Origin of the sequence: Rubrivivax gelatinosus, assembly GCF_004340905.1 — a bacterium.
In the GTDB taxonomy this organism is placed as follows: domain Bacteria; phylum Pseudomonadota; class Gammaproteobacteria; order Burkholderiales; family Burkholderiaceae_C; genus Rubrivivax; species Rubrivivax gelatinosus.
In genome coordinates this window covers 1-26405 of record NZ_SLXD01000019.1, presented here as the reverse complement: position 1 = coordinate 26405, position 26405 = coordinate 1, and the positions used below count along the sequence as shown (strand labels likewise).

Here is a 26405-nt window from a genome sequence, read left to right as displayed (position 1 = left end):
ACGGCCAGTGTACCGCCGGGGGTACCCGTCGGGCTGGCAGTCGCTCTGCCAGCGGGGTGACGGCGGTGGCAGGCCCGGCCTCGGCGAGCTGGCCCACCAGCGCGCCAAGTGCTTGTCAGATGGGGATATTTGCCCCGCGCGGCAAGCTGGCACGGGGCTTGAGATCCGTCGGGTGTCGCGGCCCGTCCGCTCACGCCCTGAACACCATGCCCACCGCCCAAGCCCTTGTGGCCGTCGCCGCCCAGAACCGGCGCGAAGTTTCCGACCACGCCGGCCGCTGCCGCCGCTTCCTGCTCTACCGCGTCGACGGCGCCGAGATCGGCGCGCCCGAACTCGTCGAGCTCGAGGCCGGCCAGGCCTTTCACGACGCCCCGGCCGACCGCCCGCATCCTCTGGACGGTGTCGACGTGCTGATCGGCGCCAGCATGGGGGACGGCCTGGTCGCCAAGCTTGCGGCACGGGGTATCCGGGCCACGACGACGACCGACCGCGACCCGCAGATCGCCGTCGCGCGTTACGTGGCCGGCGAACTGCCGCATCGTTCGCTCCCGCCGCCGATGCCGCGCGCCGGCCACGGCTGCGCCTGCGGGTGCCAGCACGACTGAGACGCTTCGTGAAGAGCGACCGACTGGTTCGCTCACGAATTCGTGAAAACCCCCATCGGAACCGGTCCGTGGGGCAGAATCAGTCCATGGCTGATACCCCTGCCCCTATCCAAGCGGGCGGCGACGCCCCCGCGGCGTCACCCAGGCCGGCTGCCGGTGCGGCCACCGTCTCGCTGTACCAGAAGTCGCGCAAGATCTACGCGCGGGCCGTCAGCGGGCGTTTCGCCACCTGGCGATGGGCGCTGGTCTGGCTGACGCAGGTCGTCTTCTACGGCCTGCCCTGGCTGCAGTGGAACGAGCGCCAGGCGGTGCTCTTCGACCTGGCAGCACGGCGCTTCTACGTCTTCGGGCTGGTGCTGTATCCGCAGGACCTGATCTACCTGTCGGCGCTGCTGATGATCTCGGCCTACGCGCTGTTCCTGTTCACCGCGGTGGCCGGCCGGCTGTGGTGCGGCTACGCCTGCCCGCAGACGGTCTACACCGAGATCTTCATGTGGTTCGAGAAGATCACCGAAGGTGACCGCACGCAGCGCATGAAGCTCGACGCCGGGCCCTGGAGCGCGGCCAGGCTCGGGCGCAAGGCCGCCAAGCAGGTGCTGTGGGTGGGCTTCGCGCTGTGGACCGGCGTCACCTTCGCCGGCTACTTCACGCCGATGGGCGAGCTGCTGGGCGCCATCGCCAGCACCTCGCTGGGCCCGTGGCAGACCTTCTGGGTGCTGTTCTACGGCTTCGCGACCTGGGGCAACGCGGGCTACATGCGCGAGCAGGTCTGCAAGTACATGTGCCCCTACGCACGTTTCCAGAGCGCGATGTTCGACAAGGACACGCTGATCATCAGCTACGACCCCGAACGCGGCGAGCCGCGTGGCCGGCGCTCCAAGAAGGCCGACCCGAAGCAGGCCGGCCTGGGCTCCTGCGTGGACTGCGGCGTCTGCGTGCAGGTCTGCCCGACCGGCATCGACATCCGCAACGGCCTGCAGTACGAGTGCATCGGCTGCGCCGCCTGCATCGACGCCTGCGACGACATCATGGACAAGATGCGCTACCCGCGCGGGCTGATCCGCTACGCCACGCAGAACGGCATGGCGCAGCACCACGACAGCGCGCAGATGTGGCGCCGCGTCTTGCGCCCGCGCGTGCTGGTCTACACGGCGATCCTGTTCATCATCCTCGGCGCCTTCGCGACCAGCATCGCGCTGCGCCATCCGTTCCGCGTCGACGTCGTGCGCGACCGCGCCTCGCTGGCGCGCATCGTCGACGAAGGCGCGATCGAGAACGTCTACCGCCTGCAGATCATGAACAACGCCGAGCAGACCGAACGCTACCGCGTCGCGGTCGAGGGCCTGCCCGGCATCACGATCGAACGTGCCGAGACGGTGGATCTGGGCCCCGCCGAGGCGCGCTGGGTGACCCTGAACGTTCAGCTGCCGTTCGAGGCCGCCCAGCAGGCCGGCGCGGGCGTGCACCCGATCCGTTTCCGCATCGAGCGCCTGCCGGCGGCGGCTGCCGAGTCGGCGATCGAGATCGACGAGAAGTCGACCTTCGTCGTGCCGCGCTGAGCGGTCTCAGCCGTCACGCGTGAAATCGCGCTCCGGCCTTCGACAGGCGTGCAAGGCCTTCCGGCCTTGCGCGTCCGGTCTCAGCCCTCGCGCGTGAAATCGCGCTCTGGCCTTCGACAGGCGTGCAAGGCCTTCCGGCCTTGCACGTCCGGTCTCAGAAGTCCAGCCGCAGCCCGGTTGCCAGCGCGCGGCCGGGCAGCGGCGACAGCCCCCGGATCGTCTCGATCGCGGCGGCGTTGTAGGCCAGCCGGTCGGTCGCGTTTTCCAGCTTCAGGTACCACAGCGCGTCCTGGCTGCCGATCGTGAAGCGGTACGAGGCCGCCAGGTTCAGCAGCGTGTAGGCGCCGGTGGCGCTGTCGCCCGCGGGCACACGGTTCTGGCGCCCGGCGTGGCGCACTTCGGCGCGCAGCGTCCAGTCGGCACGCGTGGCGGCCAGCGCCAGCGTCGTGCGCCAGGGCGCGACACGCGGCAGCGCCTGGTCGGTCGTGGTGTTGGTCGCGCGCGTGAAGTCGGCGCTGGCGCTCGGGGCCCAGCGCCAGCCGGCGGCGTCGAAGGCGGTCTGGGCCTCGAACTCGGCGCCGTACAGGCGTGCGCGCACCGCGTCGAAGCGGTACAGCGGCACGCCGTCATCGTCGTCGCCGACGGCGTTGCCGTCCTCGTCGACCGAGACATTGGCGCTGTCCAGCGAGATGAAGCGTGAGAAGCGCGTGGCGAAGACACCGGCGCGCAGCCTGGACTCGCCCGACTTCCATTGCAGCGCCAGGTCGGCGCTGACGCCGCGTTCGGCGTCCAGCGTCGGGTCGCCCTGCTCGTAGGCGCCGGTGGCGGCGTGCACGCCGTCGGCGTAGAGCTCGAAGTAGGTCGGCGCGCGTTCGGTCGAGGCCAGGTTGGCGTTGACGCTCCAGCCCGGGGCCAGCGGCATCGTCGTGCCCAGCGAGGCGCTCAGCAGCGTGAAGCCGCGCGAGCGTGCGCCGCCGAAACGGTCGCCGCCGTCGGAGTCGACGTCGGCGCGTTCGACACGCGCGCCGGCCGAGACCACGCCCGGGCCGAGGTCCATCTCCTCCAGCGCGAACAGGCCCAGGCGGCGTGTCGTCGTGTCGGGCACGAAGGCTTCCTCGCCCAGTGCCGAGAAGTCGAAGTCCTCGGCCTGCACGCCGATCACGCCGCGCAGCGGGCCCAGCGCACGGTGGCGGGCCTCGGCGCGCACTTCGCCGCCGCGGCTGGAGAACACGGTGCCGACTTCCGCGCCTTCCATCTCGCGGTGTTCGTAGTCGGCACCGCGCGCCTGCAGCTTCAGGTTGGAGAACGGGCCGCCGTCCAGGCGCCATTCGCCTTCGGCACGGACCTGGTTGCGGCGCATCAGGATGGTGACGTCGGGTTCGGCGACGACGCCGTACTCGCTGTCGTAGTGGTCCACCGCCAGGCCCACGCGGCCGCCGGCGAAGAACCACGAGCCGCCGAGCGCGGCGCTGCGGGTCTTGGCGGCCGAGTTGCGCACCTCGTCGGTCCGCGGCAGGGCTTCGCCGTCGGCCACCGGCGTGTGCTCGGGCACGTCCAGGTCGTCGGTGTTGCGCGCCGCGGCGTCCAGGTGCAGGGCCCAGCCGCTGCCGCCGGTCTCCAGCACCGCGGCGCCGCCGCGTTCGGCCGCCGCGCCGCCCAGGCGCAGTTCGGCCGACCCGCCGGTGCGCGGCACCGGGGCGCCGGGGATGCGGTTGTCGAGCACGTTGACGACGCCGCCGACGGCGTTGCCGCCGTACAGCAGCGCCGCCGGGCCGCGCAGCACCTCGATGCCAGTGGCCACCAGCGGGTCCAGCGGCACCGCGTGGTCGTAGCTCAGCGCCGAGGCGTCCAGCGTCGAGCCCGAGTTGTCGAGCACCCGCAGGCGGTCGCCGTCCAGGCCGCGGATCACCGGCCGGCTGGCGTTGGGGCCGAAGCCGGTCTGCGAGACGCCGGGCAGCGCATCCAGCGTGTCGCCCAGCGTGCTGCCGCGGCGCAGCACCAGCTCGTCGCCGGCGAGCACCGACACCGGCTGCGTCGTGCGCTCGCTGCCCAGCGGGTTGCCGGTGATGACGATGCGTTCGACCGGGGTCGGCGCGGACTGCGCCGCGGCCGGTTGCGAAAGGGCGGCGCAGGCCAGCGCCACCGGGCTCAGGGTGAGGACGAGGGATTTCATCGGATGAAGGCAAGAGGGCGCGCGGCAGGGCCGTGCGCCGGAATGGACGTGAGTGGCCGCTTCGGCGCCGTGCGCCGTGCGGCAATGCAGGAGACCAGCGCCTGACGGCGCGCGCTCAGGCCCGCGGCGGGGCGCGTGCGGCGTAGGGCGTGCCGCTGGCGGCGCCGTCGTGCGAGTTGCCGGCGGCCACGCGCGGCGGTGCCGCCGGCAGCGTGTCCAGCACCGGCAGCGCCGGAGGCAGCGGCTCGGCGTGCGCGAGCTGGTCGTAGAGCCGGCAGTCGCTGCCGCCCTCGTCGTGGCCGGCGAACAGCGCAGCCAGGCCGTGGTCGTGCGGCTCGGCGTGCTGCTGTGCCGGGGCCGGTGCGTGCAGCACCGTGTGCGCCAGGCCCAGCCATTGCGCCGCCAGCAGCGCGAGCACGAACACGAACGCCAGCCCCAGCGGGGCGGGGCGTCGGGCGGCGTGGCGGGTGCGGCGCATCCGCCGAGCATAACCAGCCGGCGATGCAGGTCCCGGCTTCAGGTCTCCCGGCGCGAGGCCTCGACCAGCCACTGGCGGAACGCCGCCATCGCCGGCCGCTCGGCGGCGTGGCGCCGGCCCACGAGACAGTAGGTGTAGGGCGAGGGGATGGCCAGCGGGAAGGGCGCGACGAGCGCGCCGCAGGCCAGGTGGCCGGCGACGATGGGCCGCGCGGCCAGCGCGACACCCTGGCCGGCGAGCGCCGCCTCGATCGCCAGCACCGCATTGGAGAAATGGCGTCCGCCGGCAGCCGCCCGGCGGTCCAGGCCCGCGGCCTGCAGCCAGCGGTGCCAGCCCCAGGACCCGTCGCCGGCGTGGTTCAGCGTGTCGTCGTGGATCAGCACGTGGCGGGCGACGTCGGCCGGCACCGCCAGCGGGGCCCCGGCGCGCGCCAGCGTCGGCGCGCAGACCGGCAGGTACTCGGGCGTGAGCAGCGCGTCGACGCGCCAGCCGGCGTAACGCCCGCTGCCGAAGACGACGGCGAGTTCGCCGCGGCCGTCACCCGGCGCGCGCGCCAGCGCCGCGAGCACCTGGGCTGCCCCGGTGTGGTCGACCGCCTCGGAACTGCTGGCCAGCCGGACCTCGACCTCCGGATGGCGGGCGTAGAAGTCGGGCAGGCGCGGCAGCAGCCAGTGGCTGGCCCAGGAGGGCGGTGCGATGACGCTCAACACCTCGGCCGCGGCCGGCGTGCAGGCCAGCTCCACCGCATCGGCCAGCAGCGCCAGGCCCTCGCGCACCTTGGGCAGCAGGGCCTCGCCGCGCGGGCTCAGGCGCACCGCGCGTGTCAGGCGCTCGAAGAGCACGACACCGAGCTCGGCTTCCAGGCTGCGGATCTGCTGGCTGACGGCGGCCGGCGTGACGTGCAGCTCGGCGGCCGCCTGCTTGAAGCTGAGGTGCCGCGCCGCGACCTCGAAGGTGCGCAACAGCGCCAGCGCGGGCATGCGGCGGGTCATCGACAGTTAAGCGCAGCTTGTGCGTCGAATCATAAATGCTTGTTTGCCGGCGTTCTGAGCGGGCTCTACATTGCCGCGCTCGCGTAACCGCCTTGTAACCCGTTCCCGACGTATGACCCAAGCCGAAAGCCGCGTCCTCTGTCCCGCCTTGCGCAAGCGCATCATGTCCGCCGACGAAGCGGCCGCCCTGATCCGAAAAGGCGACAACATCGGCATGAGCGGTTTCACCGGGGCGGGCTACCCGAAGGCGATCCCGGGCGCGCTGGCGCGGCGCATCCACCAGGCCAACTCCGAGGGCGACCGCTTCAAGGTCGGCATCTGGACCGGCGCCTCGACCGCGCCCGAACTCGACGGCGCGCTGGCCAGCGTGGCCGGCGTCGAGATGCGCCTGCCCTACCAGAGCGACCCGGTGTGCCGCCAGCGCATCAACGCCGGCGAGATGGAGTACATCGACATCCACCTCTCGCATGTCGCGCAGTTCGTCTGGTTCGGCTTCCTCGGCCATCTGGACGTGGCCGTCGTCGAGGTCACCGGCATCACCGAGGACGGCCGGCTGATCCCGTCGACCTCGATCGGCAACAACAAGACCTGGCTGGACACCGCCGACAAGATCATCCTCGAGGTGAACTCGGCGCAGGACCTGAACCTGCTGGGCATGCACGACATCTATTACGGCACCCAGCGCCCGCCGCACCGCAAGCCGATCCCGCTGGTGGCGCCGGGCGACCGCATCGGCGAGCCGACCTTCCGCGTCAACCCGGACAAGATCGTCGCCATCGTCGAGACCCACGCCGGCGACCGCAACACGCAGTTCAGCGCCCCCGACGAGAACTCGCGCCGCATCGCCGGCCACATCCTCGAGTTCCTGCAGCACGAGGTGAAGAAGGGCCGGCTGCCGCCGGAGCTGCTGCCGCTGCAGTCGGGTGTCGGCAACATCGCCAACGCGGTGCTCGCCGGGCTGGAGGACGGCCCGTTCGAGAACCTCAGCGCTTACACCGAGGTGCTGCAGGACGGCATGCTGCAGCTGCTCAGGAGCGGCAAGCTGGCCTTCGCCTCGGCCACCGCGGTGTCGCTGTCGACCGACGCGTTGAAGGAGTTCCGCGAGAACCTGGCCTTCTACCGCGAGCGCATCCTGCTGCGCCCGCAGGAGATCAGCAACCACCCCGAGGTCATCCGCCGCCTGGGCATCATCGCGATGAACGGCATGATCGAGGCCGACATCTACGGCAACGTCAACTCGACGCACGTGATGGGCTCGCAGATCATGAACGGCATCGGCGGCTCGGGCGACTTCGCGCGCAACGCCTATCTGTCGATGTTCATGACGCCGTCCACCGCCAAGGGCGGCACGATCTCGTGCATCGTGCCGATGGTGCCGCACGTCGACCACACCGAGCACGACGTGCAGGTGCTGGTCACCGAGCAGGGCCTGGCCGACCTGCGCGGCCTGTCGCCCAAGCAGCGTGCCGAGACGATCATCGAACGCTGCGCCCACCCCGACTTCAAGCCCGCGCTGCGCGACTACTACCGCCGCGCGCTGAAGGGCTCGCCGGGCCAGCACACGCCGCACCTGCTGGACGAAGCCTTCTCCTGGCATCTGCGCGCCCTGGCCGGGCGCGGCATGTGAGCCCCGGCGTAAGCCCCGGCGCTAGAGGTCCAGCACCAGCCGCGCGCCGCGGGCGCGCGACACGCAGGGCGTGAAGTCGCCGGCCGCACGTTCGGCCGGCGTCAGGAAGGCGTCGCGGTGCTCGGGCTCGCCCGAGAGCACGCGTGTCACGCAGCGGCCGCAGACGCCCTGGCCGCAGGAGGTCGGCACGACGACGCCGGCTTCGGCCAGCGCCTGCACCACGCTGCGCCCGCGGGCCACCCGCAGCCTGCGGCCGCTGCCGGCCAGCATCAGCTCGAAGTCGGCATCGTGCGGCGCGACCCCCACCGTGGCGCTGAAGTACTGGCGATGCAGCCGCGCCTCGTCCCAACCGGCGGCGCGCGCTGCGCCCAGCACCCAGGCCATGAAGCCTTCCGGGCCGCAGACGTAGAGATGGGTGCCGGCCGGGTGCGCGTCGAGCACCGGGTCCAGCGCCGTCGGCGCGGCGTGCGGGCCGTCGAGAAAGTGCCAGAAGGCGCGCGGCGCCCAGGTCGCGCCGAGGATGCGGCGGCGGAACGCGGCGCGCTCGGGCGATCGGGCGCAGTAGTGCAGCTCGAACGAGGCGTCGGCCACCGCCAGCCGGTCGGCCATCGCGACGATCGGCGCGATGCCGATGCCGCCGGCCACCAGCACGTGGTGCGTGGCCTCGTGCGCCAGCGCGAAGCGGTTGCGCGGTGGCACCAGGCGCAGGCGCTGGCCGACCTGCGCCTCGTCGTGCAGCCATGACGAGCCGCCTCGCGAGGCCGGCGCGCGCAGCACCGCGATGACGTAGCGGCCGCTGTCGTGGGGGCCGTTGCACAGCGCGTACTGGCGTGTCAGGCTGTTGGGAAGGTGCAGCTCGACGTGGGCGCCGGCGGCAAAGGCCGGCAAGGCCGCGCCGTCGGCGGCAACGAGGTGGAAGACGGCGACGTCGGCGGTCTCGGCTTCGCGGTGCGCGATGCGCACGTCGATCTCGGCCCCGCGGGCTGCGGCGCCGGCCGCAGGCGACGCCAGTTCGGGTGTGGACAGCATCGTCTTCAGCGGGCAAACGCCGGGCCCGGCTTACGGCTTGAAACCAGCCCGGGCTCAACCCGGTGCGATCGCCGGTCGAAGCAGGGCTGAGCGGCCGCCCGGCCTCACCGCCAAGAAACGAGAACACGATCACCATGAGACGACTCCCGCCCTGCCTGCCCCGTGCCGTCGCTGCTGCGGTGGCGCTTGCCGCCTTCGGCCTCGCCGTCGCTCCGGCGGCCGCAGCCGACGACACCTGGGCGGCGCGCCGCGTGCTGTTGTCGCCCCGCGCCGGCCTGCCGGCCGCCGACTTCCGCGCGCTGCTGGCGGTGCACGGCGGCCAGGCACGCAAGATGGGGCAGAGCGAGCTCTACGTCGTCGACCTGCCGGCCGGCGTGTCCGAGCGTGCGGTGCAGCAGCGTCTGGCGCGCCACCGGCTGCTGAAGTTCGCCGAACTCGACCGCCGCATCGCGCCGGCCTATGCCGTCAACGACCCGTACCTCGGCAGCCAATGGCATCTGGGCACGATCGGCGCAGCCTCCGCCTGGGACCTGTCGCAAGGTGCCGGCGTGACGATCGCGATCCTGGACAGCGGCATCGACGGCAAGCACCCCGACCTGGCGGCGCGCATGGTCGCGGGCTGGAACTTCTACGACGGCAACGCCGACACCAGCGATGCCAACGGACACGGCACCGCGGTGGCCGGTGCCGCCGCGGCCACCAGCGACAACGCCACCGGCGTCGCCGCCGTCGCCGGCAAGGCCAACCTGATGCCGGTGCGCATCGCCGACGCCAACGCCTACGCCTACTGGAGCACCGTCGCCCAGGGCCTGACCTGGGCCGCCGACCACGGCGCGCGAGTCGCCAACATCAGCTACAACGGCGTGGCGGGCAGCTCCACCGTCGCCAGCGCGGCCAACTACCTGCGTGGCAAGGGCGGCCTGGTCGTCGTCGCCGCCGGCAACGACGGCAAGGACCCCGGCTTCGCGGCGACGACGGCGATGATCCCGGTCTCGGCGACCGACAGCGCCGACAAGCGCACCAGCTGGTCCAACTATGGCGCGTTCGTCGCACTGGCCGCGCCCGGATCCGGCATCTGGACGACCAACCGGGGCGGCGGCTACTCCGCCTGGAGCGGCACCTCGTTCGCCAGCCCGATCACCGCCGGCGTCGTCGCGCTGATGATGGCCAGCCGGCCGGACCTGCCGAACACGACGATCGAGAGCCTGCTGTACGCCAGCGCCCAGGATCTGGGCACGGCCGGGCGCGACACGAACTTCGGCCATGGCCGGGTCGATGCCGCGGCCGCCGTCGCGGCGGCCGTCGCCGCGGCGCCTGCGGCCGACACGAGCGCTCCGGCGGTCGCCATCGGCTCGCCGGGCGCCGGCAGCACGGTCTCCGGCACGGTCACCGTCGACGTCGCCGCCAGCGACAACGTCGGTGTCGCGCGGGTGGAACTCAGTGCCGGCGGCAGCACCGTCGGCATCGACGGCTCGGCGCCGTTCGCTTTCGCCTGGGACACGACCGGCGTCGCCAACGGCAGCCGCTCGCTCGTCGCCACCGCCTACGACGCGGCCGGCAACCGCGCCACGTCGGCGACGGTGACGGTCAATGTCGCGAACGCCGTGTCCACCCCGGCGGCCGACACCACCGCGCCCAAGGTCGCGCTGGTCAACCCGGTGGCCGGCAGCGTCAGCGGCACGGTGGGCGTCAGCGTCAGCGCCAGCGACGACAGCGGGGCGGCGGGCATCCGCCACCAGCTCTATGTCGACGGCAAGCTCGCCGCCAGCGGCAGCGGCTCGACGCTGTCCTATGCCTGGAACACGAAACGCCTGCGCGCCGGCAGCCACACCCTGAAAGCCGTGGCCACCGATGCCGCCGGCAACAGCGCCTCGGCGTCCGTCACCGTGAACGTCGTGCGCTGACTGTCGATCTGTTTTACATAGGGGCGCCGCCGCTGTTCCGGTGGCGTCACTCCCCTATTCAGCGACAAGGACTTAGGACTGTTGGCATCGTCCTTGCGGTTGCGTGACCAGTTGTCACAACTGCCTGGAATGCCGGTGAAAAAGAAACTGATCTCTCTCGCCCTGGCCGCATGTGCCTGCACCGGCGCATGGGCTGCCCCGGTGAGTTTCAGTGGCTCGCAGAACAATCTGTCGGCCTCGGTCTCGTTCGATCTCGTGGGCAGCCAGCTGAAGGTGGTGCTCGCCAACACCGGAACTTCCGACGTGCGGGTGGCTGACCAGGTGCTGACGGCGGTCTTCTTCGACCTCGGCGGCGGTGTCACGCTGAGCCCCGTGTCGGCGATCAGCGGCGGCACGACCTACAAGGGCACGCAGTGGGTCAGCGACGCCGGCACCAACGTCGGCGGCGAATGGGCCTTCGACGACGCGATCTCGGCCTACGGCGCCCACATGGGCATCTCGAGTTCCGGCCTGGGCAACATCTTCGGCCCCAAGGACCGCTTCGACGTCGACTCCAATCTGTACGGTCCGGAGTCGCCTGACGGCCTGCAATACGGCATCACCTCGCCGGGCGACGATCGCAGCACCGGCACCGGCCAGAACAACAACGGCGGCGGTGTCTTCAACAGCCCGCTGACGACCGGCTCGGTGATCTTCCTGTTCGACGTGGCGGGCCCGCTGGACCTGGATGCGATCTCCAAGGTGACCTTCCAGTACGGCACCGCGCTGGACGAGCCCAACTTCGCCGGCACGCTGGACGACAACGGTGGCGGCGGCACGGACGTGCCCGAGCCGGCGACGCTGGCGCTGGCCGGCAGCGCGCTGCTGGGCCTGGCGGCGGCGCGCCGCCGTCGCCGCGGCTGATCTGCGGGCCTTCGCGGAGCCCGCGCCGCGGGCTTCGTGTTGCGGCCGGGCCGCGTCCGGCATCGGAGGGACGCACCGCCCGGCCCTGCCGGGAGCGGTCCCTAGAATCTTTCTCGTTCGCGTGTACGCGACGAGAGGAGATCGATGCCGACCTATGCGCAGTTGCAGGAGCGCATCGCGCAGCTGCAGTCCCAGGCCGAAGCCTTGAAAAGCGCCGAGCGCGCCGAGGTCGTTGCCCAGACGCGCCGGGCCATCGCCGAGTGGGCGCTGACGCCGCAGGAACTGTTCGGCCGCGCGGCCCCCAGCGGCGAGCCCAAGTACCGCGACGGCGCCGGCCGTGTCTGGGGCGGCCGCGGCCCGCGTCCGCACTGGCTGCGTGACGCCATCGCCGCGGGCGCGCGGCTGGAGGACTTCCGCATCGACGCCGCCGTGCCGCGCCGCAAGCGCGGCTGACGTCCCTCATCCGGGTGCGGCAGGGGCCGGTGCTAAGCTGCCCGGCTCGTTCACGCGCCCCGCGGGCGCCCAAGGAAGTTCCATGCCCGGATTGCTGCCCGACCTCGATCCCGACGGCCTGCTCGAGTACTCGGTGGTGTTCACCGACCGCGCCGTCAACCACATGTCGCAGAAGTTCCAGCGCGTGATGCGCGACCTGTCGGCGACGCTGAAAGAGGTCTACGGCGCGCACGCCGTCGCCATCGTGCCCGGCAGCGGCACTTTCGGCATGGAAGCGGTGGCGCGCCAGTTCGCCACCGGGCGCAAGGCGCTGGTCATCCGCAACGGCTGGTTCAGCTACCGCTGGACGCAGATCTTCGAGATGGGCGCGATCCCGGCCGAACACACGGTGCTGAAGGCGCGCCCGGTCGCCGAAGGCGCGAAGCAGCCGTTCGAGCCGGCGCCGATCGCCGACGTCGTGGCCACGATCCGCGCGCAGCGCCCGGACGTGGTCTTCGCGCCGCACGTCGAGACCGCTGCCGGCATCCTGCTGCCCGACGACTACCTGAAGGCCGTGGCCGACGCGGTGCACGAGGTCGGTGGCCTGTTCGTGCTCGACTGCATCGCCTCGGGTGCGGCCTGGGTGGACATGCGCGCCACCGGCGTCGACATCCTGATCAGCGCGCCGCAGAAGGGCTGGAGCGGCTCGCCCTGCTGCGCCTTCGTGATGTTCAGCGAACGTGCACGCGAGGCGATCGGCGCCACCACCAGCACCAGCTTCGCCGCCGACCTGAAGAAGTGGCTGCAGATCGTCGACGCCTACGAGGCCGGCGGCCACGCCTACCACGCGACGATGCCGACCGACGCGCTGACGCGCACGCGCGACGTGATGCTCGAGACGCGCGAGATCGGCTTCACGAAGCTGCGCGACGCCCAGTTCGAACTGGGCCGCCGCGTGCGTGCGCTGCTCGCCGAACGCGGCCTGCCCAGCGTCGCCGCGCCGGGTTTCGAGGCCCCGGGTGTCGTCGTCGCCTACACCGACGACGACGCCATCCAGACCGGCAAGGCCTTCGTCGCCCAGGGCCTGCAGACCGCCTCGGGCGTGCCGCTGATGTGCGACGAGCCGGCCGGCTTCAAGACCTTCCGCATCGGCCTGTTCGGCCTGGACAAGCTGGCCGACGTCGACGCCGCGGTGGCGCGGCTGGTGAAGGCGCTGGACACGGTCAAGCCGGCCTGAGCCTGGGCACGGCGGGCCGAGTCCCGGCCCGCCGGTTGCCGGCATGCCCGCCATGCGCTGCCTGCTCGTTCCCCTGCTCGTTGCCGCCGCCCTTGCGGGCTGCGCGGCGATGAAGCCGCCCCAGCCCGGCTGGACCGAGCCGCAGACGCTGGCCCACTGGGGCCCGCCGACCTCGCGCTACACGCTGGCCGACGGCCTGACCCGGCTGGAGTACGCCACCGGCCCCTTCGGCCGCACGACCTGGATGATCGACGTCGCGGCCGACGGCCGTGTCGTCGCCACCCAGCAGGTGCTGACCGAAGAGAACCTGATGGCGGTGCAGGGCCGTCTGCCCGGCATGTCGCGCGCCGAGTTGCTGCGCACGCTGGGCCGCCCGGGTGAACGCCGCGGTGGCGGCTGGCAGGGCGGCGAGGTCTGGTCCTGGCGCTACCTGACCAACGACTGCTGGTGGTTCCAGATCTCGATCGGCGACGACGGTATCGTGCGCGACGGCGCTTTCGGCCCCGACCCGCGCTGCGACCACCCGTTCGACCCACGAGACTGAGCCCATGATCGTCTACGGCATTCCCAACTGCGACACCGTCAAACGCGCCCGCGCCTGGCTCGCCGAGCAGGGCCGCGACTACGGCTTCCACGACTTCAAGAAGGCCGGCGTGCCCGAGGCGCGGCTCGATGCCTGGATTGCCGCGCTCGGCTGGGAGCCGCTGGTCAACCGCCAGGGCACGACCTGGCGCAAGCTCGACGAGACCGTGCGCGCCGGCGTCGTGGACGCCGCCTCGGCGCGCGCGCTGATGCTGGCCCAGGCCAGCGTCATCAAGCGTCCGGTCGTCGAATGGGACGACGGCCGCATCAGCGTCGGCTTCGACGCCGCGCGCTGGGCCGGCTTCTAGAGCGCCAGATCGAACTCCGCGCCGGCGACGACGCGGCCATTGACCTGGATGTCGACGCGGTGCGCGCCGGCGAAGTAGCGCCGCGTCGTCACGAGCTTCATCGAGTGGCGCTTGGCCAGCGCGAGCGTCGCGCCCGGCGCCAGATCGATCTGCCAGCCCTTGAAGACCTTGGGCGTGCGCCGGCCGTCGGCCTTGACGTGGTGCACGAGGTAGTCGACGACCAGGCGCTGCGCCACCGCCGCGCGGCTGGCGAGCGTCAGCGACAGCCCCAGCGTCTCGCCGACGGCCAGCCGCGGCGGCGCCAGTTCCAGCACCGCGTCGCCGACGAAGTCTTCGCCGTGGCCCCACAGCGCCAGCATCGCGGCGTCGCCCTTCTTCACCAGCGTGCGGCTGGCGTGGCGCAGCAGCGCGCGGCGTTCGCGCGTGGCACCGGGCAGGTGTTCGCGCACCCAGTCGACGACGATCTCCGGGTGGTCCTTGGCGATGTCGTTGAGGTGGTTGGCGACGCTGCGGCGCACGAACTCGCTGGGGTCGTCCTGCAGCCGGCGCAGCAGCGGCAGGCTGGGCGACGGGTCGGCCACCAGCGCCGCCAGCCGCAGCCCCCAGGGCAGGCGCGGGCGTGTGCCTTCGCTGACCAGGCGGCGCACGTGTTCGTCGGGGTCCTCGGCCCAGCGCGCGAGCGTCGTGCAGACCAGCGCCGGGTGCTCGACGATGAAGGGCCGGATCGCGAACTCGGCGGTGAAACGCCGCGTCAGCCGGTGCAGCGTCGCCAGCGCACGTTCGGGCTGGCCCAGGCCGCGGCGTGCGACGTACTCGCCGACCGGCCACAGCGCCCAGCCCTCCAGGCCGTCGTCGCCGCTCATCGCCGCGTCCAGCCGGTCGGCGGCGGCGCCGAAGTCCGCGGGTAGCGTCGCCTCCAGTGCGGCGCAGAGCTGCAGCGTGCGCGCCTTCAGCTCCAGCGCCTCCAGGCCGTCGGCAGCCCGGTGCTCGAAGGCGGCGGCGTCGAAACCCGGGCCGGCGGCTGCCAGCCGCGCGGCCATGCGCGCCACGAGCGCCGGGGAGATGAGGTTCTTGAACGGCTCGGCCATGCGCCGACGATAAGCGCCCGCACGCCGTGCGCTAAGCTCGGCGGCTTCGCCGCGCTTGCGGCCCCTGCCTCGCACCACCCATGTTCACCGGCATCGTCCAAGGCATCGCCACCGTCGCCGCGCTCGCCGACCGGCCCGGCCTGCGCAGCTTCACGCTGCGGTTTCCGCCCGGCTTCGCCGACGGCCTGGCGATCGGCGCCAGCGTCGCCGTCGACGGCGTCTGCCTGACCGTCACCGAGCTCGAAGGCGCCGACGCCGCGCGCTTCGACGTCATGCAGCAGAGCCTGTCGCTGACGACGCTGGGCACGCTGGCCGAAGGCAGCCGCGTCAACGTCGAACGCGCCGCCAGGGACGGCGCCGAGATCGGCGGCCACCCGCTGTCGGGCCACGTCGACTTCACCGCCACGGTGGCCGAATTGCGCCAGCCCGAGAACAACCACGTGCTGCGCATCGCCGTGCCGGCGCCGTGGATGCGCTACGTCTTCCCCAAGGGCTACATCGCGATCAACGGCGCCAGCCTGACGGTGGCCGAGGCCGACCGCGAGGCCGGCTGGTTCGAGGTCTGGCTGATCCCCGAGACGCTGCGCCAGACGACCTTCGGCGAGAAGGCGCCGGGCGCCGCGCTGAACGTCGAGATCGAGCGCGCGACCCAGGTCTTCGTCGACACCGTGCGCGCGACGCTGGAAGAGCGCCTGGGGCCGCTGCTGCCGGCGCTGGAGTCGCTGCTGCGCGAGCGCGGCCTGAACCCCGAGGCGCTGGCCGGCGGCGCGCCCAAGCTGCCTCGCTGACACCCGCGCGAACCTTGCGACAATCGCGGGTCGCCCGGCCGCGCCGCGCCCCGATTTTTCTCCGTCCCTTCGAGCCCGCACCATGTCTGCCACGATCCTCCAAAACCTGCCCGTCGGCGAGCGCGTCGGCATCGCCTTCTCCGGTGGCCTGGACACCAGCGCCGCGGTGCACTGGATGCGCGCCAAGGGCGCCATCCCCTGCGCCTACACCGCCAACCTCGGCCAGCCCGACGAGAGCGACTACGACGCGATCCCGAAGAAGGCGCTGGAGTACGGCGCCGAAACCGCGCGCCTCGTCGACTGCCGCGCGCTGCTGGTGGCCGAAGGCATCGCCGCGATCCAGTGCTCGGCCTTCCACATCAGCACCGGCGGCGCGACCTACTTCAACACCACGCCGCTGGGCCGTGCCGTCACCGGCACCGCGCTGGTCGTGGCGATGAAGGAGGACGACGTCAACATCTGGGGCGACGGCAGCACCTACAAGGGCAACGACATCGAGCGCTTCTACCGCTACGGCCTGCTCGCCAACCCGGCGCTGCGCATCTACAAGCCGTGGCTGGACCAGACCTTCATCGACGAACTCGGCGGCCGCAAGGAGATGAGCGAGTACCTCGTCGCCAACGGCTTCGACTACAAGATGAGCGTTGAGAAGGCCTACAGCACCGACAGCAACATGCTGGGCGCGACGCACGAGGCCAAGGACCTGGAGTTCCTGAACAAGGGCCTCACGATCGTCAACCCGATCATGGGCGTGGCCTTCTGGCGCGAGGACGTCGAGGTCAAGGCCGAGACCGTCAGCGTGCGCTTCGAGGAAGGCGTGCCGGTGGCGATCAACGGCCGCAGCTTCGCCAGCGCGGTCGAGCTGTTCGAGGAAGCCAACCGCATCGGCGGCCGCCACGGCCTGGGCATGTGCGACCAGATCGAGAACCGCATCATCGAGGCCAAGAGCCGCGGCATCTACGAAGCCCCGGGCATGGCGCTGATGCACATCGCCTACGAGCGCCTCGTCACCGGCATCCACAACGAGGACACGATCGAGCAGTACCGCCTGAACGGCCGCAAGCTCGGCCGCCTGCTCTACCAGGGCCGCTGGTTCGACCCGCAGTGCCTGATGCTGCGCGAGACCGCGCAGCGCTGGGTGGCACGCGCCGTCACCGGCGAGGTCTGGATCGAGCTGCGCCGCGGCAACGACTGGTCGCTGCTGGACACGCAGAGCGTCAACCTGACCTACAAGCCCGAGCGCCTGTCGATGGAGAAGGTCGAGGACGCCGCCTTCACGCCGGCCGACCGCATCGGCCAGCTGACGATGCGCAACCTGGACATCGTCGACACGCGCGACAAGCTGGGCGTCTACAGCCGCACCGGGCTGCTGGGCAGCAGCAGCGGCGGCGCGATCCCGCTGCTGTCTTCGCCCGAAGGCGAGTGATCACGGTCTGCGCACGATGACAAAAGCCGCCCTCGGGCGGCTTTTTTGTTGTGGCTGCCGGCGCGTCAGTCGTTCACGGAGTGAACGGACGATGCCGTCCGCTGCGCGGCCGGCGCGTCAGTCCTGCTGCGGCCGACCGACGATCTGCACGTCCAGGCGGGGTTCGGCGAGTTTCTGGTCGATGCGGCTCTCGACGAAGATGTGCTTCGGGTCGATGCCGCGGTCGGCGAGGAAACGTTTGACGGCGTCCAGCCGGGCCGGCGTCAGCGCGCGTTCGTCGCGGTGGCTGCCGTCGATCTTCCACGGGCCGGTGGGCACCAGCAGCGCCACCTCGACCTGCAGGCCCAGCGCGTCGAGCACCAGTTCGGCCAGGCGCTGACGGCCGTCGGCCGAGAGCTTGTCGCCGTCGAACAGGCCGCGTGCGGGCAGCGACGCGGTCTGGGTCTTGACCTCGCTCTTCTGCGTGCTGGGCACGAGCGGCGGGACGGCTTCGTCGCCCGGCGCCGGCATCGCGGCGCCTGCGGCCAGCAGGCACAGCAGGGCGAGGGACAGGCGGGGGGCTTGCATCGGGCTTCTCTCGAATGGAACGTCTTCCGTCCCATTCTGCACGTGCGGCGCGTGCGAGGCACGCGCCGCAGCCGCCTTCGGTTGCGCACCGTTGCACGCGAAACGATGGCACGCGGCCCGCACGAGGGCGGGCCGCGCGCCTCAACGCCCTTGCGCGTCGACCCGGATCGACGCGAACCAGGCGGCCAGGTTCTCGATGTCGCTGTCCGACAGCGGCCTGGCGATGACGTTCATCACCGGGTGCTGGCGCTGGCCGTTGCGGTAGTGGCGCAGCTGCGTCTCGAGATACGCCGCGGGCTGGCCGGCGAGGTGGGGCGCCTCCGGGTGCACGGCCACGCCCATGGTCCCGTGGCAGACGCTGCAGGCCTGCGCCTTGGCGCGCCCGGCCGCCGCGTCCTGCGCCGCGGCCGGCCCGGTGGCCCCCAGCCCGGCCGCCACCGCGGCGGCCAGCCACCAGGGCGCCATCGTCACGGCGCCTGGTAGCTGACGCGGTAGATCGCGCCGGCGAAGTCGTCGCTGATCAGCAGCGAGCCGTCCTTGGCCATCGCCACGTCGACCGGCCGCCCGCGGTAGATGCCGCTGGCGTCCAGCCAGCCTTCGGCGAAGACCTCGGTCTTGTCGGCCGTGCCGTCGGCCTTCAGCGAGGTGAAGAGCACGCGTGCGCCGATCGGCCTGGTGCGGTTCCACGAGCCGTGCTGGGCGGTGAAGAAGCCGCCGCGGTACTTCTCCGGGAAGGCCTGGCCCGTGTAGAAGGCCATGCCCAGGTCGGCCGCGTGGGCGTCGGTGTAGACCTGCGGGTCGGTGATGTTGGGCGGCAGCGGATCCTTGTCGTAGCCGAACTCGGTGATGCGCGTGCGGCCCTGCTTCCACGGGTAGCCGAAGAACTGGCCGGGTTTGGTCGCGCGGTTGATCTCGCCGGTGGGGATGTCGTCGCCCATGCCGTCGGTCTGGTTGTCGGTGAACCAGAGGCTGCCGTCCTTGGGGTTGAAGTCCATGCCCACCGAGTTGCGCACGCCGGTGGCGAAGACCTCGCGGCCGCTGCCGTCGAAGGCGTTCATGCGCACGATGCCGCCGATGCCCCACTGGCGGTACAGGTCCAGCTTGTCGCGCGCCGGCACGTTGAAGGGCTGGCCCAGCGTGACGTAGAGCTTGCCGTCGGGGCCCACGCGGCAGGTGCGTGCGCCGTGGTTGAAGCTCTCCTCCTCGGGCGGGATCAGCTTGCCCTGGCCGACGACCTCGATGACGGCGACGTCCGGGCCTTCGTAGAAGAACTCGGCGGCCGGGAAGTTGAGCACCCGGTTGTGTTCGGCGACGATCAGGAAGCCGTCCTTCGTCCAGCAGACGCCGTTCGGGTTGTGGAACTTCAGGCTCGGCGCGAAGGACTTCACCTCGTCGGCGACACCGTCGCTGTTGCGGTCGGTGACGGCCCAGACGCTGGTCTTGCGCGTGCCGACGAAGAGCATGTTGGTGCTCGGCGCCACCGCCATGTGGCGTGCGTCGGGCACGACGGCGAAGAGTTCGATCGAGAAGCCCGGCGGCAGCTTGACGCGCTGCAGGTTCTGCCGGATCGCGTCGGCGTTGCGCCCGGTCTGCGGCACCTGCGGGATGTTCAGGTCGGTCGTCGCCACCTTGAACTGCTTGAGCTTGTCGATCGCGGTCTGCGCGCCGGCGTGCGGCGCGGCCAGCGCGAGCGCGGCGGCGGCGACGGGAACGCAGGCCAGGCGCAGCGGCATCCGGCGCGGGTGGCTGATGGGCATGACGGTCTCCTCTCGTGTTCTCCAATGGACGAAGGCGCCGGTTTCGGCGCAAGGTCCGCCGTCTGCAACGGTCGTTCCACCCGGGGTTCACCCGCAGTCCGCCGGCCTCGTGCGAGGCAGGTGAGCACGCCCCGGGTGTCGCGCCGCGCGACACCGGTCGTTCACGGTGTCCAGAAACGAAACAGCCGTGCGTCAGCCGGCACGAGGAGCTTTCGATGCAACAGGACCTCTGCACGGCCGACCCGGCGCTGGCCCGCCGCGCCGCGGCGCTGGGCGCGGACGGCGACCCCGATGCGCTGATCCTGCAGAGCTGGGCACGCTGCGCCGCCGCCGGGCTGCAGGCCGGCGCCGCGGTGCAGGTGCCGGTGGTCGACGGCGCCGAATTGGCGCGGCGGCGCGAACGCGCCGGCGGCGTGCGCCGGCTGGCGCTGGCGCAGATGGAGGCGCTGGTGCCGCAGATCGCCGGCTCCAACTTCCTGCTCGCCTTCGCCGACGCCGACGGCGTGATCCTCGACCTGCGCACCGACTCGCGCTTTCGCATGGACGACGGCGACGGCATCGTCGCCGGCAGCCGCTGGCAGGAAGCCGACGCCGGCACCAACGGCCTGGGCACCGCGCTGGCCAGCGGCCAGGCGGTGGCGGTGACCGGCGGCGAGCACTTCTTCGAGCGCCTGGGCCGCATCTCCTGCACCGCCGCGCCGGTGCACGACGTCGACGGCTCGCTGGCCGGCGTGCTGGACGCCTCGTCCTACGTCGCCGCGCGCCAGCGCCACACGCTGGCGCTGGTGCGCATCGCCGCCGTGCAGATGGAGAACGCGCTGCTGCGCCAGCGAATGCGCGGCCGCTGGGTGGTGGCGCTGGCCACGCGCCCCGAGTTCCTGGGCACCGCCAACGAAGGCCTGCTGGCCTTCGACGAGGCCGGCCGGCTGCTGGCAGCCAACGCCCGCGCCGCCCAGCTGCTGCACGGCGCGACCGCGCCGGGCGCGGCCGGCGAGGCGCTGCTGGGCGAACGCTGGGAGGCGCTGGCCGCGCGCTGGCGCCAGGACGGCGCCGCGCCGCTGCGCGCGCACGGGGGGACGACACTGCATGCCGCCGCGGTGGCGCGCCCGCCGCAGCCGCGCCTGGCGCCGCGCAGCGTGGCTCCGGCCGTCGCCGCCGCGCCGGGCGTCGTGGCCGACGACCCGGCGGTGGCCGACGCCTTCCGCCTCGTCGAGGCCGCCGTGCGCATGAAGGCGCCGATCCTGATCCAGGGCGAGACCGGCTGCGGCAAGGAGCTGCTGGCGCGCCACGCCCACGTGGCGAGCGGGCGGCGCGGGCACTTCGTCGCGGTCAACTGCGGCGCGCTGCCCGAAGGCCTGCTGGAGGCCGAGCTCTTCGGCCATGTCGGCGGCGCCTACACCGGCGCGCGGCGCGACGGCAGCGTCGGCCTGGTGGCCAGTGCCGACGGCGGCACGCTGCTGCTCGACGAGATCGGCGAGCTGCCGCTGTCGCAGCAGGCGGCGCTGCTGCGCTTCCTCGACGACGGCCTGGTGCGCCCGGTGGGCGGCACGGCCAGCCGGCGGGTGGACGTGCAACTGCTGGCGGCCACCCACGTGCCGCTGGCCGAGGCGGTGGCCGCGCGGCGTTTCCGCGCCGACCTGCTGTACCGGCTGGACACGGTGCGCGTGGAGCTGCCGCCGCTGCGCCGGCGCGAAGACTTCGCCGCCGCGGTGCGCAGCGTGCTGGCGACGCTGGACGGCGCTTCGCGTATCGACGACGAGGCCGTCGCGCGGCTGGCGCGGCACGACTGGCCGGGCAACTTCCGCGAGCTGCGCTCGCTGCTGACGCGCGCGCTGCTGCGCCGCGGCGGCGGGCGCCTGGCGCTGGCCGATGTCGAGCCGCTGCTGCCGCCGCTGGCGCCGGCCGCCGGCTCGGCCTTGCAGCAGGAAGCCAGCGAACGTGTGCGCCGCGTCTTCGAGCGCAGCGGCAACGTCAGCCGCACGGCGCGCGAGCTGGGCATCTCGCGCACCACCGTCTACCGCCATCTCAGGGCACCGCAGGCGCGCTGAGCTGGCCTACGCCTTGTTTCAAGCGGACCGAGCTTCTTGACGTGTCGCGAATCGGGTGTAATGCGCCGCCGCTGCAATGACGGTCATCGAGAACACCCGGAGAACCCGCGATGAAGCAACTGTCCCTCGTGAGTCTGGCCGTCGTGCTGGCGCTGGCCGCCGGCAGCGCCGCGGCGCGTGAACGCAGCGTGCAGCGCGACGTGGTGCGCGAACGCGGGCACGTGCAGAGCACCGTCACCGGCTCGGAAGGCCGCACCTTCAAGCGCGAGACCACGCGTGCCGACGGCGACAAGTCGACCACCGTCACCGGCGCCGACGGCAAGACCGTCAGCCGCGAGGTCGACCGCAGTGGCAACGACAAGACCGTCACCGTGACCGGCGCCGACGGCAAGACGGCGACGCGCGACGTGACGCGCGACAACGGCGACAAGAGCAGCACCGTCACCGGCCCGGACGGCAAGACCGCCACGCGCGCCGTGGACCGCAGCGCCGACGGCCGCACGATCACCGTGACCGGCGCCGACGGCCAGAGCCAGACGCGCACCGTGCCGCGCCGCCGCCTGCGCGAGCAGTAGGCCGCGGCACCCGGGCCGCGCGCGCTCAGCCGTGCGCGGCCTCGAACTCCTTCATGTAGGCCACCAGCGCCTGCACGCCTTCGATCGGCATCGCGTTGTAGATCGACGCGCGCATGCCGCCGACGATGCGGTGGCCCTTGAGCTGCACCAGCCCGCGTTCGTCGGCGCCCTTCAGGAAGGCGGCGTCGAGCGCGCTGTCGTGCAGGCGGAACGGCACGTTCATCCACGAACGGCAGTCGCGTGCGATCGGGCTCGAGTAGAACGAGGTCGAGTCCAGGAAGTCGTAGAGCAGCGCCGCCTTGACGCGGTTGTGCTCGGCCATCGCGGCCAGGCCGCCGCGCGCCTTGAGCCAGTTGAACACCAGCCCGGCGATGTAGATCGCATAGGTGGGCGGGGTGTTGTACATCGAGCCGTGCTCGGCGACGACCTGGTAGTCGAAGGCCGTCGGCGTGCAGGGCAGGGCGCCGCCGAGCAGGTCTTCGCGCACGATGACGATGGTCAGCCCCGAGGGGCCGATGTTCTTCTGCGCGCCGGCGTAGATCAGGCCGTAGCGCGAGACGTCGATCGGCCGCGACAGGATGTCGCTGGACATGTCGGCCACCAGCGGCACGTCGCCGACGTCGGGCGTCCAGTGGTACTGCACGCCGCCGATGGTCTCGTTGGTGCAGATGTGCACGTAGGCGGCGTTCGGGTCGAGCTTCCAGCTCTCGCGCGCCGGGATCGACACCGAGCCGCTGTCGGCGTTGCTGGCGACGACGTTGACCTGGCCGTAGCGGCGGGCCTCGGCGATCGAGCGCCGGCTCCATTCGCCGGTGTCGACGTAGTCGGCGCCGGCGTGGCCGCGCAGCAGGTTCATCGGCACGATCGCGTTCTCGGCGATCGCACCGCCCTGCATGAACAGGATCTTGTAGTGGGCCGGCAGCGCCAGCAGCTCACGCAGCAGCGTCTCGGCTTCCTCGGCGATGGCCGTGAAGTGCTTGCCGCGGTGGCTCATCTCCATCACCGACATGCCGGAGCCGTGCCAGTCCAGCATTTCCTCGGCGGCCTGGCGCAGCACCGGTTCGGGCAGGGCGGCGGGGCCGGCGCTGAAATTGTGGACGCGGCGCATCGGAAGCATCTCCTGGGGCAGTGGCTCGAAACGGCGATTATCCCGGGCGCGCCGGCGGCCAGTTCTGATCCGGTCGCAGCCGGCCCGTTCCGGCGTCGCGGGCGGTCGGTCTGCGTCTTGAGATTGGTCAATATGCCGGGGGCGTACGGACCTAGACTGGTTTCGAAGCCCCGGCCCCGGGGCACCAAGAGGAAGCGAGATGTTCAAGCACCTGCTCGTACCGGTCGACGGCACCGAACTCTCCGAGAAGGCCGCGCAGACCGCGATCGACCTGGCGGCCAGGCTGGGCGCGGCGCTGACGGCCTTCGTCGCCGAGCCGATGCCGCCCTTGCCCAACATGGGCAGCAGCCCGTCGGTGTACAAGCGCGACGCCGACGCCCACATGGCGCGCACCGAGCAGCACGCGCGCCAGGTGCTGGCGCGCATCGGCGAGCGGGCCAAGGAGCAGGGCGTGGCCTACCACGGCAAGTTCCTGCGCACCGACGCCATCGACGAGGCCATCGTCGACGCGGCCAAGGAGTTCGAGTGCGACCTGATCGTGATGGCCACGCACGGGCGCGGCGTCTTCGGCGAACTGCTGTTCGGCTCGCACACGAAGAACGTGATGACGCGCTGCAAGCTGCCGGTGCTGGTGCTGCACTGAGCGCCTGACGCCGCACGGCGCCGGGCGGGCGTTCAGCGCGCCGGCGCCAGCCTGTCGAGCGGGCTCTGCACCGCGAAGCCGCCCAGGCGCAGCACGTGGGTGTAGATCATCGTCGTGGCGACGTCGGCGTGGCCCAGCAGCTCCTGCACGGTGCGGATGTCGCTGCCCGACTGCAGCAGGTGCGTGGCGAAGCTGTGGCGCAAGGTGTGCGGCGTGGCCGGCTTGGCGATGCCGGCGGCCTGCAGCGCGCGGGCGAACGCACGCTGGAAGGTGCCCGGCACCAGGTGATGGCGGCGCACGACGCCGCTGCGCGGGTCCACCGAATGGCGGGCCTGCGGGAAGACCCAGAACCAGGCCCAGCTGGCGCCGGCGCGCGGGTACTTGCGTTCCAGCGCGTCGGGCAGCTGCACGCCGGCCTGGCCGGCCGCGGCGTCCTCGGCCCAGACCGCGTGCACGGCACGCAACTGGTCGCGCAGCGGCGCCTCCAGCGTGGCCGGCAGCATCACGACACGGTCCTTGCCGCCCTTGCCGGCGCGCACGACGATGGCGCGCTGGGTGAAGTCGATGTCCTTGACGCGCAGCTGCAGGGCCTCGGTGATGCGCAGGCCGGTGCCGTACAGCAGTTCGCCCAGCAGCCGGTGGGTGCCGTCCAGCCGGGCCAGCACGGTGCCCACCTCGGCGGCCGACAGCACCACCGGCAGGCGGCGCTTGGGCACCGGGCGGCCGATCTCGTCCATCCAGGGCAGCGACTGGCCGAGCACCTTGCCGTAGAGGAACAGCAGCGCCGACAGCGCCTGGCGGTGGCTGGAGACCGACAGCCCGCGTTCGGCGGCCAGGTGGCAGAGAAAGGCCGCGACCTCGGGCCCGGCCATCGTCGCCGGGTGGCGCAGGCCGTGGAAGCGGATGAAGGCCTTGGTCCAGTGCACGTAGGCCTGCTCGGTGCGCAGGCTGTAGTGGCAGCTGCGCAGGGCGTCGCGGAATTGGTCAAGAAGGCGGCGGGGGGCGGCCGCTGCGGGGGCGGCGCCGACGGCTGCCGGGGATTCAGCGACCTGGGGCGCTGCGGCTGAAGCAGTACAAGCGGTGGACGACGCCATGGCGGCCTCCCTTGGCAAGCCGGCGGCCGCCGGCCAGAATGACCTGTAACCGACGCCGCTTTCGTCATCACTTTTACGCCGCTGCCGTGCTCGGTCAACAGGGAGAAAAGTGTGATCCGGCAAGCACTTGATTCGCCCCGCCTGGGGGCTGTTACGCGAGCGTCGGGTGTGATAAACGGCGTTGGGACGCCGCATACAACACGTTCAACCAGCAATTTCGCTATTTCGCAGAACCGAGCACTGTATCGCGTAATGGCCAGGTTCATGAAGCTCGAAAAATCTGCTAGCTTGCGCTGCGATGTGGGTGCGGCCACACAAGTGAACTTGAGCGGACGCACCCACATTGCAGCGTGGACGTAACGCCGATGATCCGAGCTCGTCGAATGGCGCCTCGAGAACTGTTGCCGCATGTGCGGCCCGCGAAATTACAGGTCGAACTAGTCGTTGGATCGAAAATCGCGCTTCGCGCAATTTCGATCAACTCCAAACGTTAGGCCGCACAAATGCACCGCCTTGCCCTTCTTACAGTCTTAATACCTGGCCTTGCGTTTGCCGGGAAACCTTCGCCCTGCTCGTTTGCGCTGGGTCACGCCTCCCTCAAGGCAGAGTCGACTGCACAGCCGCAAAAGCTGGTTCCCTATTGGGTCACAGTGTCCGGGAATGCAGAGGTTGAGATCCAGGGAGCATCTGTGACGGCCAAGCTGTTTGACTCAGCTACGAACGGGGACCATACGCACACTCTGATCGCCAAACTACGTAAGCCGCTAACCAAAACCACGCCATTCAAGACTGGACTCGCTGGCAGTTTGAAGAACCTGTTTAGCGACGCAGGCGATGATTCACTCACCGGGACACTTGAAGTTGTGGTCGATTCAAGCGGTCTGGGCAAGCCAGTTCTGCACTCGCTTGTCGCTCACAACGCGACTTCCTTCGTTGCTGTAAGCTGCTATGGTAAGAGTGCGGCCTAACCATTCGCTCAACCGGACCCATTGCGGCATGCGGCTAAAGGCCCGCCATTTCATTCTGGGCCTTTAGCCGCATGCCGCAATGGTCCGGTTAGCTCAAACGTTATGCAACGGCTAATTTCAGGGCCAGTTCGATTCAGTTCGGCGGGTCGCCGGCGGCGCCAGGCGGCGGCCAGGCTCTGGCAGGGTACGCAAGCATCGGCGCGCCGTCCCGCGGGGTGCCGCCGAGCAAGGTCCGCCGCCGCAGTGGCCGCGGGCCGGTGGTGGTGCTGGAATCGGGGTATGCATAGGCCGCGCAGTAACGACCATCGCCGCCGCCCTTGCTGCGTGCGGCCATCGCGGGTGTCGCGGTGCCTTCATCCGCGCACAACCACCGCGGCTCCGTCGTTGGGGCTTTGCATAACAGGCCGTTCAACCGGACTGGGACCTTGTTTCACTCTGGTGGACACTCCGACCTAACCGAAGGAGTTGCACATGGGTATGCCGGGGCCGCAGATGGTCAAGCGGTATGGATTGG

General features: G+C 71.4%; 24 protein-coding genes. 14 read left to right on the top strand and 10 right to left on the bottom strand.

The annotated features are described in order from the left end of the window. Nucleotides 1-206: 206 nt before the first annotated feature. Both EV684_RS24105 and ccoG read left to right on the top strand, forming a co-directional pair. Nucleotides 207-605, top strand: a complete 399-nt coding sequence (locus tag EV684_RS24105; protein WP_165908566.1) for a NifB/NifX family molybdenum-iron cluster-binding protein — start codon at nt 207-209, stop codon at nt 603-605. Between the two features lie 86 nt (nt 606-691). Further along, entirely contained in the window at nt 692-2164 is a 1473-nt protein-coding gene (ccoG, locus tag EV684_RS22260) for a cytochrome c oxidase accessory protein CcoG (RefSeq protein WP_132649540.1), read from the top strand. 154 nt (nt 2165-2318) lie between these two features. Here ccoG and EV684_RS22255 read toward each other — a convergent pair whose 3' ends face one another. The 3 genes from EV684_RS22255 to EV684_RS22245 all read right to left on the bottom strand — a co-directional run bounded on the left by EV684_RS22255 (nt 2319) and on the right by EV684_RS22245 (nt 5807). Next, entirely contained in the window at nt 2319-4337 is a 2019-nt protein-coding gene (locus EV684_RS22255; protein WP_207184569.1) for a TonB-dependent receptor, read from the bottom strand. Between the two features lie 115 nt (nt 4338-4452). Further along, nucleotides 4453-4815 (bottom strand): hypothetical protein, encoded by a 363-nt coding sequence (locus EV684_RS22250; protein WP_132649539.1) that lies wholly within the window; start codon nt 4813-4815, stop codon nt 4453-4455. 38 nt (nt 4816-4853) lie between these two features. Continuing rightward, on the bottom strand, nt 4854-5807 hold the full coding sequence (locus EV684_RS22245; protein ID WP_132649538.1) for a LysR substrate-binding domain-containing protein: 954 nt from the start codon (nt 5805-5807) through the stop codon (nt 4854-4856). Between the two features lie 112 nt (nt 5808-5919). Here EV684_RS22245 and EV684_RS22240 point away from each other — a divergent pair, with 112 nt between their 5' ends. Next, complete coding sequence (locus EV684_RS22240) at nt 5920-7434, top strand: acetyl-CoA hydrolase/transferase family protein (RefSeq protein ID WP_132649537.1); 1515 nt, start codon at nt 5920-5922, stop codon at nt 7432-7434. Nucleotides 7435-7455: 21 nt separating this feature from the next. On the opposite strand, the gene EV684_RS22235 is transcribed toward EV684_RS22240, so the two are convergent. Further along, entirely contained in the window at nt 7456-8463 is a 1008-nt protein-coding gene (locus EV684_RS22235; RefSeq protein ID WP_132649536.1) for a PDR/VanB family oxidoreductase, read from the bottom strand. A 134-nt stretch (nt 8464-8597) separates the two neighbouring features. Between EV684_RS22235 and EV684_RS22230 the strand changes: the two genes are divergently transcribed. The 6 genes from EV684_RS22230 (at nt 8598) to EV684_RS22205 (ending at nt 13829) form a co-directional block, all read left to right on the top strand. Further along, nucleotides 8598-10367 carry a S8 family serine peptidase gene (locus tag EV684_RS22230; protein ID WP_132649535.1) on the top strand — a complete coding sequence of 590 codons (1770 nt, stop codon included), beginning with the start codon at nt 8598-8600 and terminating at the stop codon, nt 10365-10367. Nucleotides 10368-10496: 129 nt separating this feature from the next. Next, nucleotides 10497-11270: an XDD4 family exosortase-dependent surface protein gene (locus EV684_RS22225; RefSeq protein WP_132649534.1), complete on the top strand. Its 774-nt coding sequence runs from the start codon at nt 10497-10499 to the stop codon at nt 11268-11270. Between the two features lie 144 nt (nt 11271-11414). Next, nucleotides 11415-11723, top strand: a complete 309-nt coding sequence (locus tag EV684_RS22220) for an H-NS histone family protein (protein WP_132649533.1) — start codon at nt 11415-11417, stop codon at nt 11721-11723. Between the two features lie 82 nt (nt 11724-11805). Next, nucleotides 11806-12939, top strand: coding sequence for an aminotransferase class V-fold PLP-dependent enzyme (locus EV684_RS22215; protein WP_132649532.1), 1134 nt, complete (start codon nt 11806-11808; stop codon nt 12937-12939). A 109-nt stretch (nt 12940-13048) separates the two neighbouring features. Continuing rightward, nucleotides 13049-13483 (top strand): hypothetical protein, encoded by a 435-nt coding sequence (locus EV684_RS22210; protein WP_242478649.1) that lies wholly within the window; start codon nt 13049-13051, stop codon nt 13481-13483. Nucleotides 13484-13487: 4 nt separating this feature from the next. Continuing rightward, nucleotides 13488-13829 carry an ArsC family reductase gene (locus tag EV684_RS22205; RefSeq protein WP_132649531.1) on the top strand — a complete coding sequence of 114 codons (342 nt, stop codon included), beginning with the start codon at nt 13488-13490 and terminating at the stop codon, nt 13827-13829. On the opposite strand, the gene EV684_RS22200 is transcribed toward EV684_RS22205, so the two are convergent. After that, nucleotides 13826-14917 carry a DNA alkylation repair protein gene (locus tag EV684_RS22200; protein WP_132649530.1) on the bottom strand — a complete coding sequence of 364 codons (1092 nt, stop codon included), beginning with the start codon at nt 14915-14917 and terminating at the stop codon, nt 13826-13828. The genes EV684_RS22205 and EV684_RS22200 overlap by 4 nt on opposite strands. An 80-nt stretch (nt 14918-14997) precedes the next feature. On the opposite strand from EV684_RS22200, the gene EV684_RS22195 reads away from it, so the two are divergent. Both EV684_RS22195 and argG read left to right on the top strand, forming a co-directional pair. Beyond that, on the top strand, nt 14998-15705 hold the full coding sequence (locus EV684_RS22195; RefSeq protein ID WP_132649529.1) for a riboflavin synthase subunit alpha: 708 nt from the start codon (nt 14998-15000) through the stop codon (nt 15703-15705). A gap of 82 nt (nt 15706-15787) precedes the next feature. Continuing rightward, nucleotides 15788-17131 (top strand): argininosuccinate synthase, encoded by a 1344-nt coding sequence (gene argG, locus EV684_RS22190; protein ID WP_132649528.1) that lies wholly within the window; start codon nt 15788-15790, stop codon nt 17129-17131. 117 nt (nt 17132-17248) lie between these two features. On the opposite strand, the gene EV684_RS22185 is transcribed toward argG, so the two are convergent. The 3 genes from EV684_RS22185 to EV684_RS22175 all read right to left on the bottom strand — a co-directional run bounded on the left by EV684_RS22185 (nt 17249) and on the right by EV684_RS22175 (nt 19455). Further along, a complete protein-coding gene (locus EV684_RS22185) occupies nt 17249-17698 on the bottom strand; it encodes an OmpA family protein (protein ID WP_132649527.1) in 450 nt (149 codons plus the stop codon). A gap of 141 nt (nt 17699-17839) precedes the next feature. Continuing rightward, the gene (locus EV684_RS22180) at nt 17840-18163 is read right to left on the bottom strand and encodes a c-type cytochrome (protein ID WP_132649526.1); all 324 of its coding nucleotides are present in this window, start codon (nt 18161-18163) and stop codon (nt 17840-17842) included. Between the two features lie 2 nt (nt 18164-18165). Continuing rightward, nucleotides 18166-19455: a PQQ-dependent sugar dehydrogenase gene (locus EV684_RS22175; protein ID WP_200222414.1), complete on the bottom strand. Its 1290-nt coding sequence runs from the start codon at nt 19453-19455 to the stop codon at nt 18166-18168. Between the two features lie 215 nt (nt 19456-19670). On the opposite strand from EV684_RS22175, the gene EV684_RS22170 reads away from it, so the two are divergent. Then, complete coding sequence (locus EV684_RS22170) at nt 19671-21503, top strand: sigma-54-dependent Fis family transcriptional regulator (RefSeq protein WP_132649525.1); 1833 nt, start codon at nt 19671-19673, stop codon at nt 21501-21503. Between the two features lie 110 nt (nt 21504-21613). Continuing rightward, nucleotides 21614-22078: a hypothetical protein gene (locus EV684_RS22165; protein ID WP_132649524.1), complete on the top strand. Its 465-nt coding sequence runs from the start codon at nt 21614-21616 to the stop codon at nt 22076-22078. A gap of 25 nt (nt 22079-22103) precedes the next feature. Here EV684_RS22165 and serC read toward each other — a convergent pair whose 3' ends face one another. Next, nucleotides 22104-23186 (bottom strand): 3-phosphoserine/phosphohydroxythreonine transaminase, encoded by a 1083-nt coding sequence (gene serC / locus EV684_RS22160; protein ID WP_132649523.1) that lies wholly within the window; start codon nt 23184-23186, stop codon nt 22104-22106. A gap of 199 nt (nt 23187-23385) precedes the next feature. Here serC and EV684_RS22155 point away from each other — a divergent pair, with 199 nt between their 5' ends. Further along, nucleotides 23386-23829, top strand: a complete 444-nt coding sequence (locus tag EV684_RS22155) for a universal stress protein (protein WP_132649522.1) — start codon at nt 23386-23388, stop codon at nt 23827-23829. A gap of 32 nt (nt 23830-23861) precedes the next feature. Here EV684_RS22155 and EV684_RS22150 read toward each other — a convergent pair whose 3' ends face one another. After that, nucleotides 23862-24923: an integron integrase gene (locus EV684_RS22150; RefSeq protein WP_132649521.1), complete on the bottom strand. Its 1062-nt coding sequence runs from the start codon at nt 24921-24923 to the stop codon at nt 23862-23864. Nucleotides 24924-26405 lie beyond the last annotated feature (1482 nt).

Bases quoted from the DNA above. Each gene is read 5' to 3' on its own strand.
- EV684_RS24105 (WP_165908566.1), top strand. From the start codon at position 207: ATGCCCACCGCCCAAGCCCTTGTGGCCGTCGCCGCCCAGAACCGGCGC.
- ccoG (WP_132649540.1), top strand. From the start codon at position 692: ATGGCTGATACCCCTGCCCCTATCCAAGCGGGCGGCGACGCCCCCGCG.
- EV684_RS22255 (WP_207184569.1), bottom strand. From the start codon at position 4,337: ATGAAATCCCTCGTCCTCACCCTGAGCCCGGTGGCGCTGGCCTGCGCC.
- EV684_RS22250 (WP_132649539.1), bottom strand. From the start codon at position 4,815: ATGCGCCGCACCCGCCACGCCGCCCGACGCCCCGCCCCGCTGGGGCTG.
- EV684_RS22245 (WP_132649538.1), bottom strand. From the start codon at position 5,807: ATGACCCGCCGCATGCCCGCGCTGGCGCTGTTGCGCACCTTCGAGGTC.
- EV684_RS22240 (WP_132649537.1), top strand. From the start codon at position 5,920: ATGACCCAAGCCGAAAGCCGCGTCCTCTGTCCCGCCTTGCGCAAGCGC.
- EV684_RS22235 (WP_132649536.1), bottom strand. From the start codon at position 8,463: ATGCTGTCCACACCCGAACTGGCGTCGCCTGCGGCCGGCGCCGCAGCC.
- EV684_RS22230 (WP_132649535.1), top strand. From the start codon at position 8,598: ATGAGACGACTCCCGCCCTGCCTGCCCCGTGCCGTCGCTGCTGCGGTG.
- EV684_RS22225 (WP_132649534.1), top strand. From the start codon at position 10,497: ATGCCGGTGAAAAAGAAACTGATCTCTCTCGCCCTGGCCGCATGTGCC.
- EV684_RS22220 (WP_132649533.1), top strand. From the start codon at position 11,415: ATGCCGACCTATGCGCAGTTGCAGGAGCGCATCGCGCAGCTGCAGTCC.
- EV684_RS22215 (WP_132649532.1), top strand. From the start codon at position 11,806: ATGCCCGGATTGCTGCCCGACCTCGATCCCGACGGCCTGCTCGAGTAC.
- EV684_RS22210 (WP_242478649.1), top strand. From the start codon at position 13,049: ATGAAGCCGCCCCAGCCCGGCTGGACCGAGCCGCAGACGCTGGCCCAC.
- EV684_RS22205 (WP_132649531.1), top strand. From the start codon at position 13,488: ATGATCGTCTACGGCATTCCCAACTGCGACACCGTCAAACGCGCCCGC.
- EV684_RS22200 (WP_132649530.1), bottom strand. From the start codon at position 14,917: ATGGCCGAGCCGTTCAAGAACCTCATCTCCCCGGCGCTCGTGGCGCGC.
- EV684_RS22195 (WP_132649529.1), top strand. From the start codon at position 14,998: ATGTTCACCGGCATCGTCCAAGGCATCGCCACCGTCGCCGCGCTCGCC.
- argG (WP_132649528.1), top strand. From the start codon at position 15,788: ATGTCTGCCACGATCCTCCAAAACCTGCCCGTCGGCGAGCGCGTCGGC.
- EV684_RS22185 (WP_132649527.1), bottom strand. From the start codon at position 17,698: ATGCAAGCCCCCCGCCTGTCCCTCGCCCTGCTGTGCCTGCTGGCCGCA.
- EV684_RS22180 (WP_132649526.1), bottom strand. From the start codon at position 18,163: ATGGCGCCCTGGTGGCTGGCCGCCGCGGTGGCGGCCGGGCTGGGGGCC.
- EV684_RS22175 (WP_200222414.1), bottom strand. From the start codon at position 19,455: ATGCCCATCAGCCACCCGCGCCGGATGCCGCTGCGCCTGGCCTGCGTT.
- EV684_RS22170 (WP_132649525.1), top strand. From the start codon at position 19,671: ATGCAACAGGACCTCTGCACGGCCGACCCGGCGCTGGCCCGCCGCGCC.
- EV684_RS22165 (WP_132649524.1), top strand. From the start codon at position 21,614: ATGAAGCAACTGTCCCTCGTGAGTCTGGCCGTCGTGCTGGCGCTGGCC.
- serC (WP_132649523.1), bottom strand. From the start codon at position 23,186: ATGCGCCGCGTCCACAATTTCAGCGCCGGCCCCGCCGCCCTGCCCGAA.
- EV684_RS22155 (WP_132649522.1), top strand. From the start codon at position 23,386: ATGTTCAAGCACCTGCTCGTACCGGTCGACGGCACCGAACTCTCCGAG.
- EV684_RS22150 (WP_132649521.1), bottom strand. From the start codon at position 24,923: ATGGCGTCGTCCACCGCTTGTACTGCTTCAGCCGCAGCGCCCCAGGTC.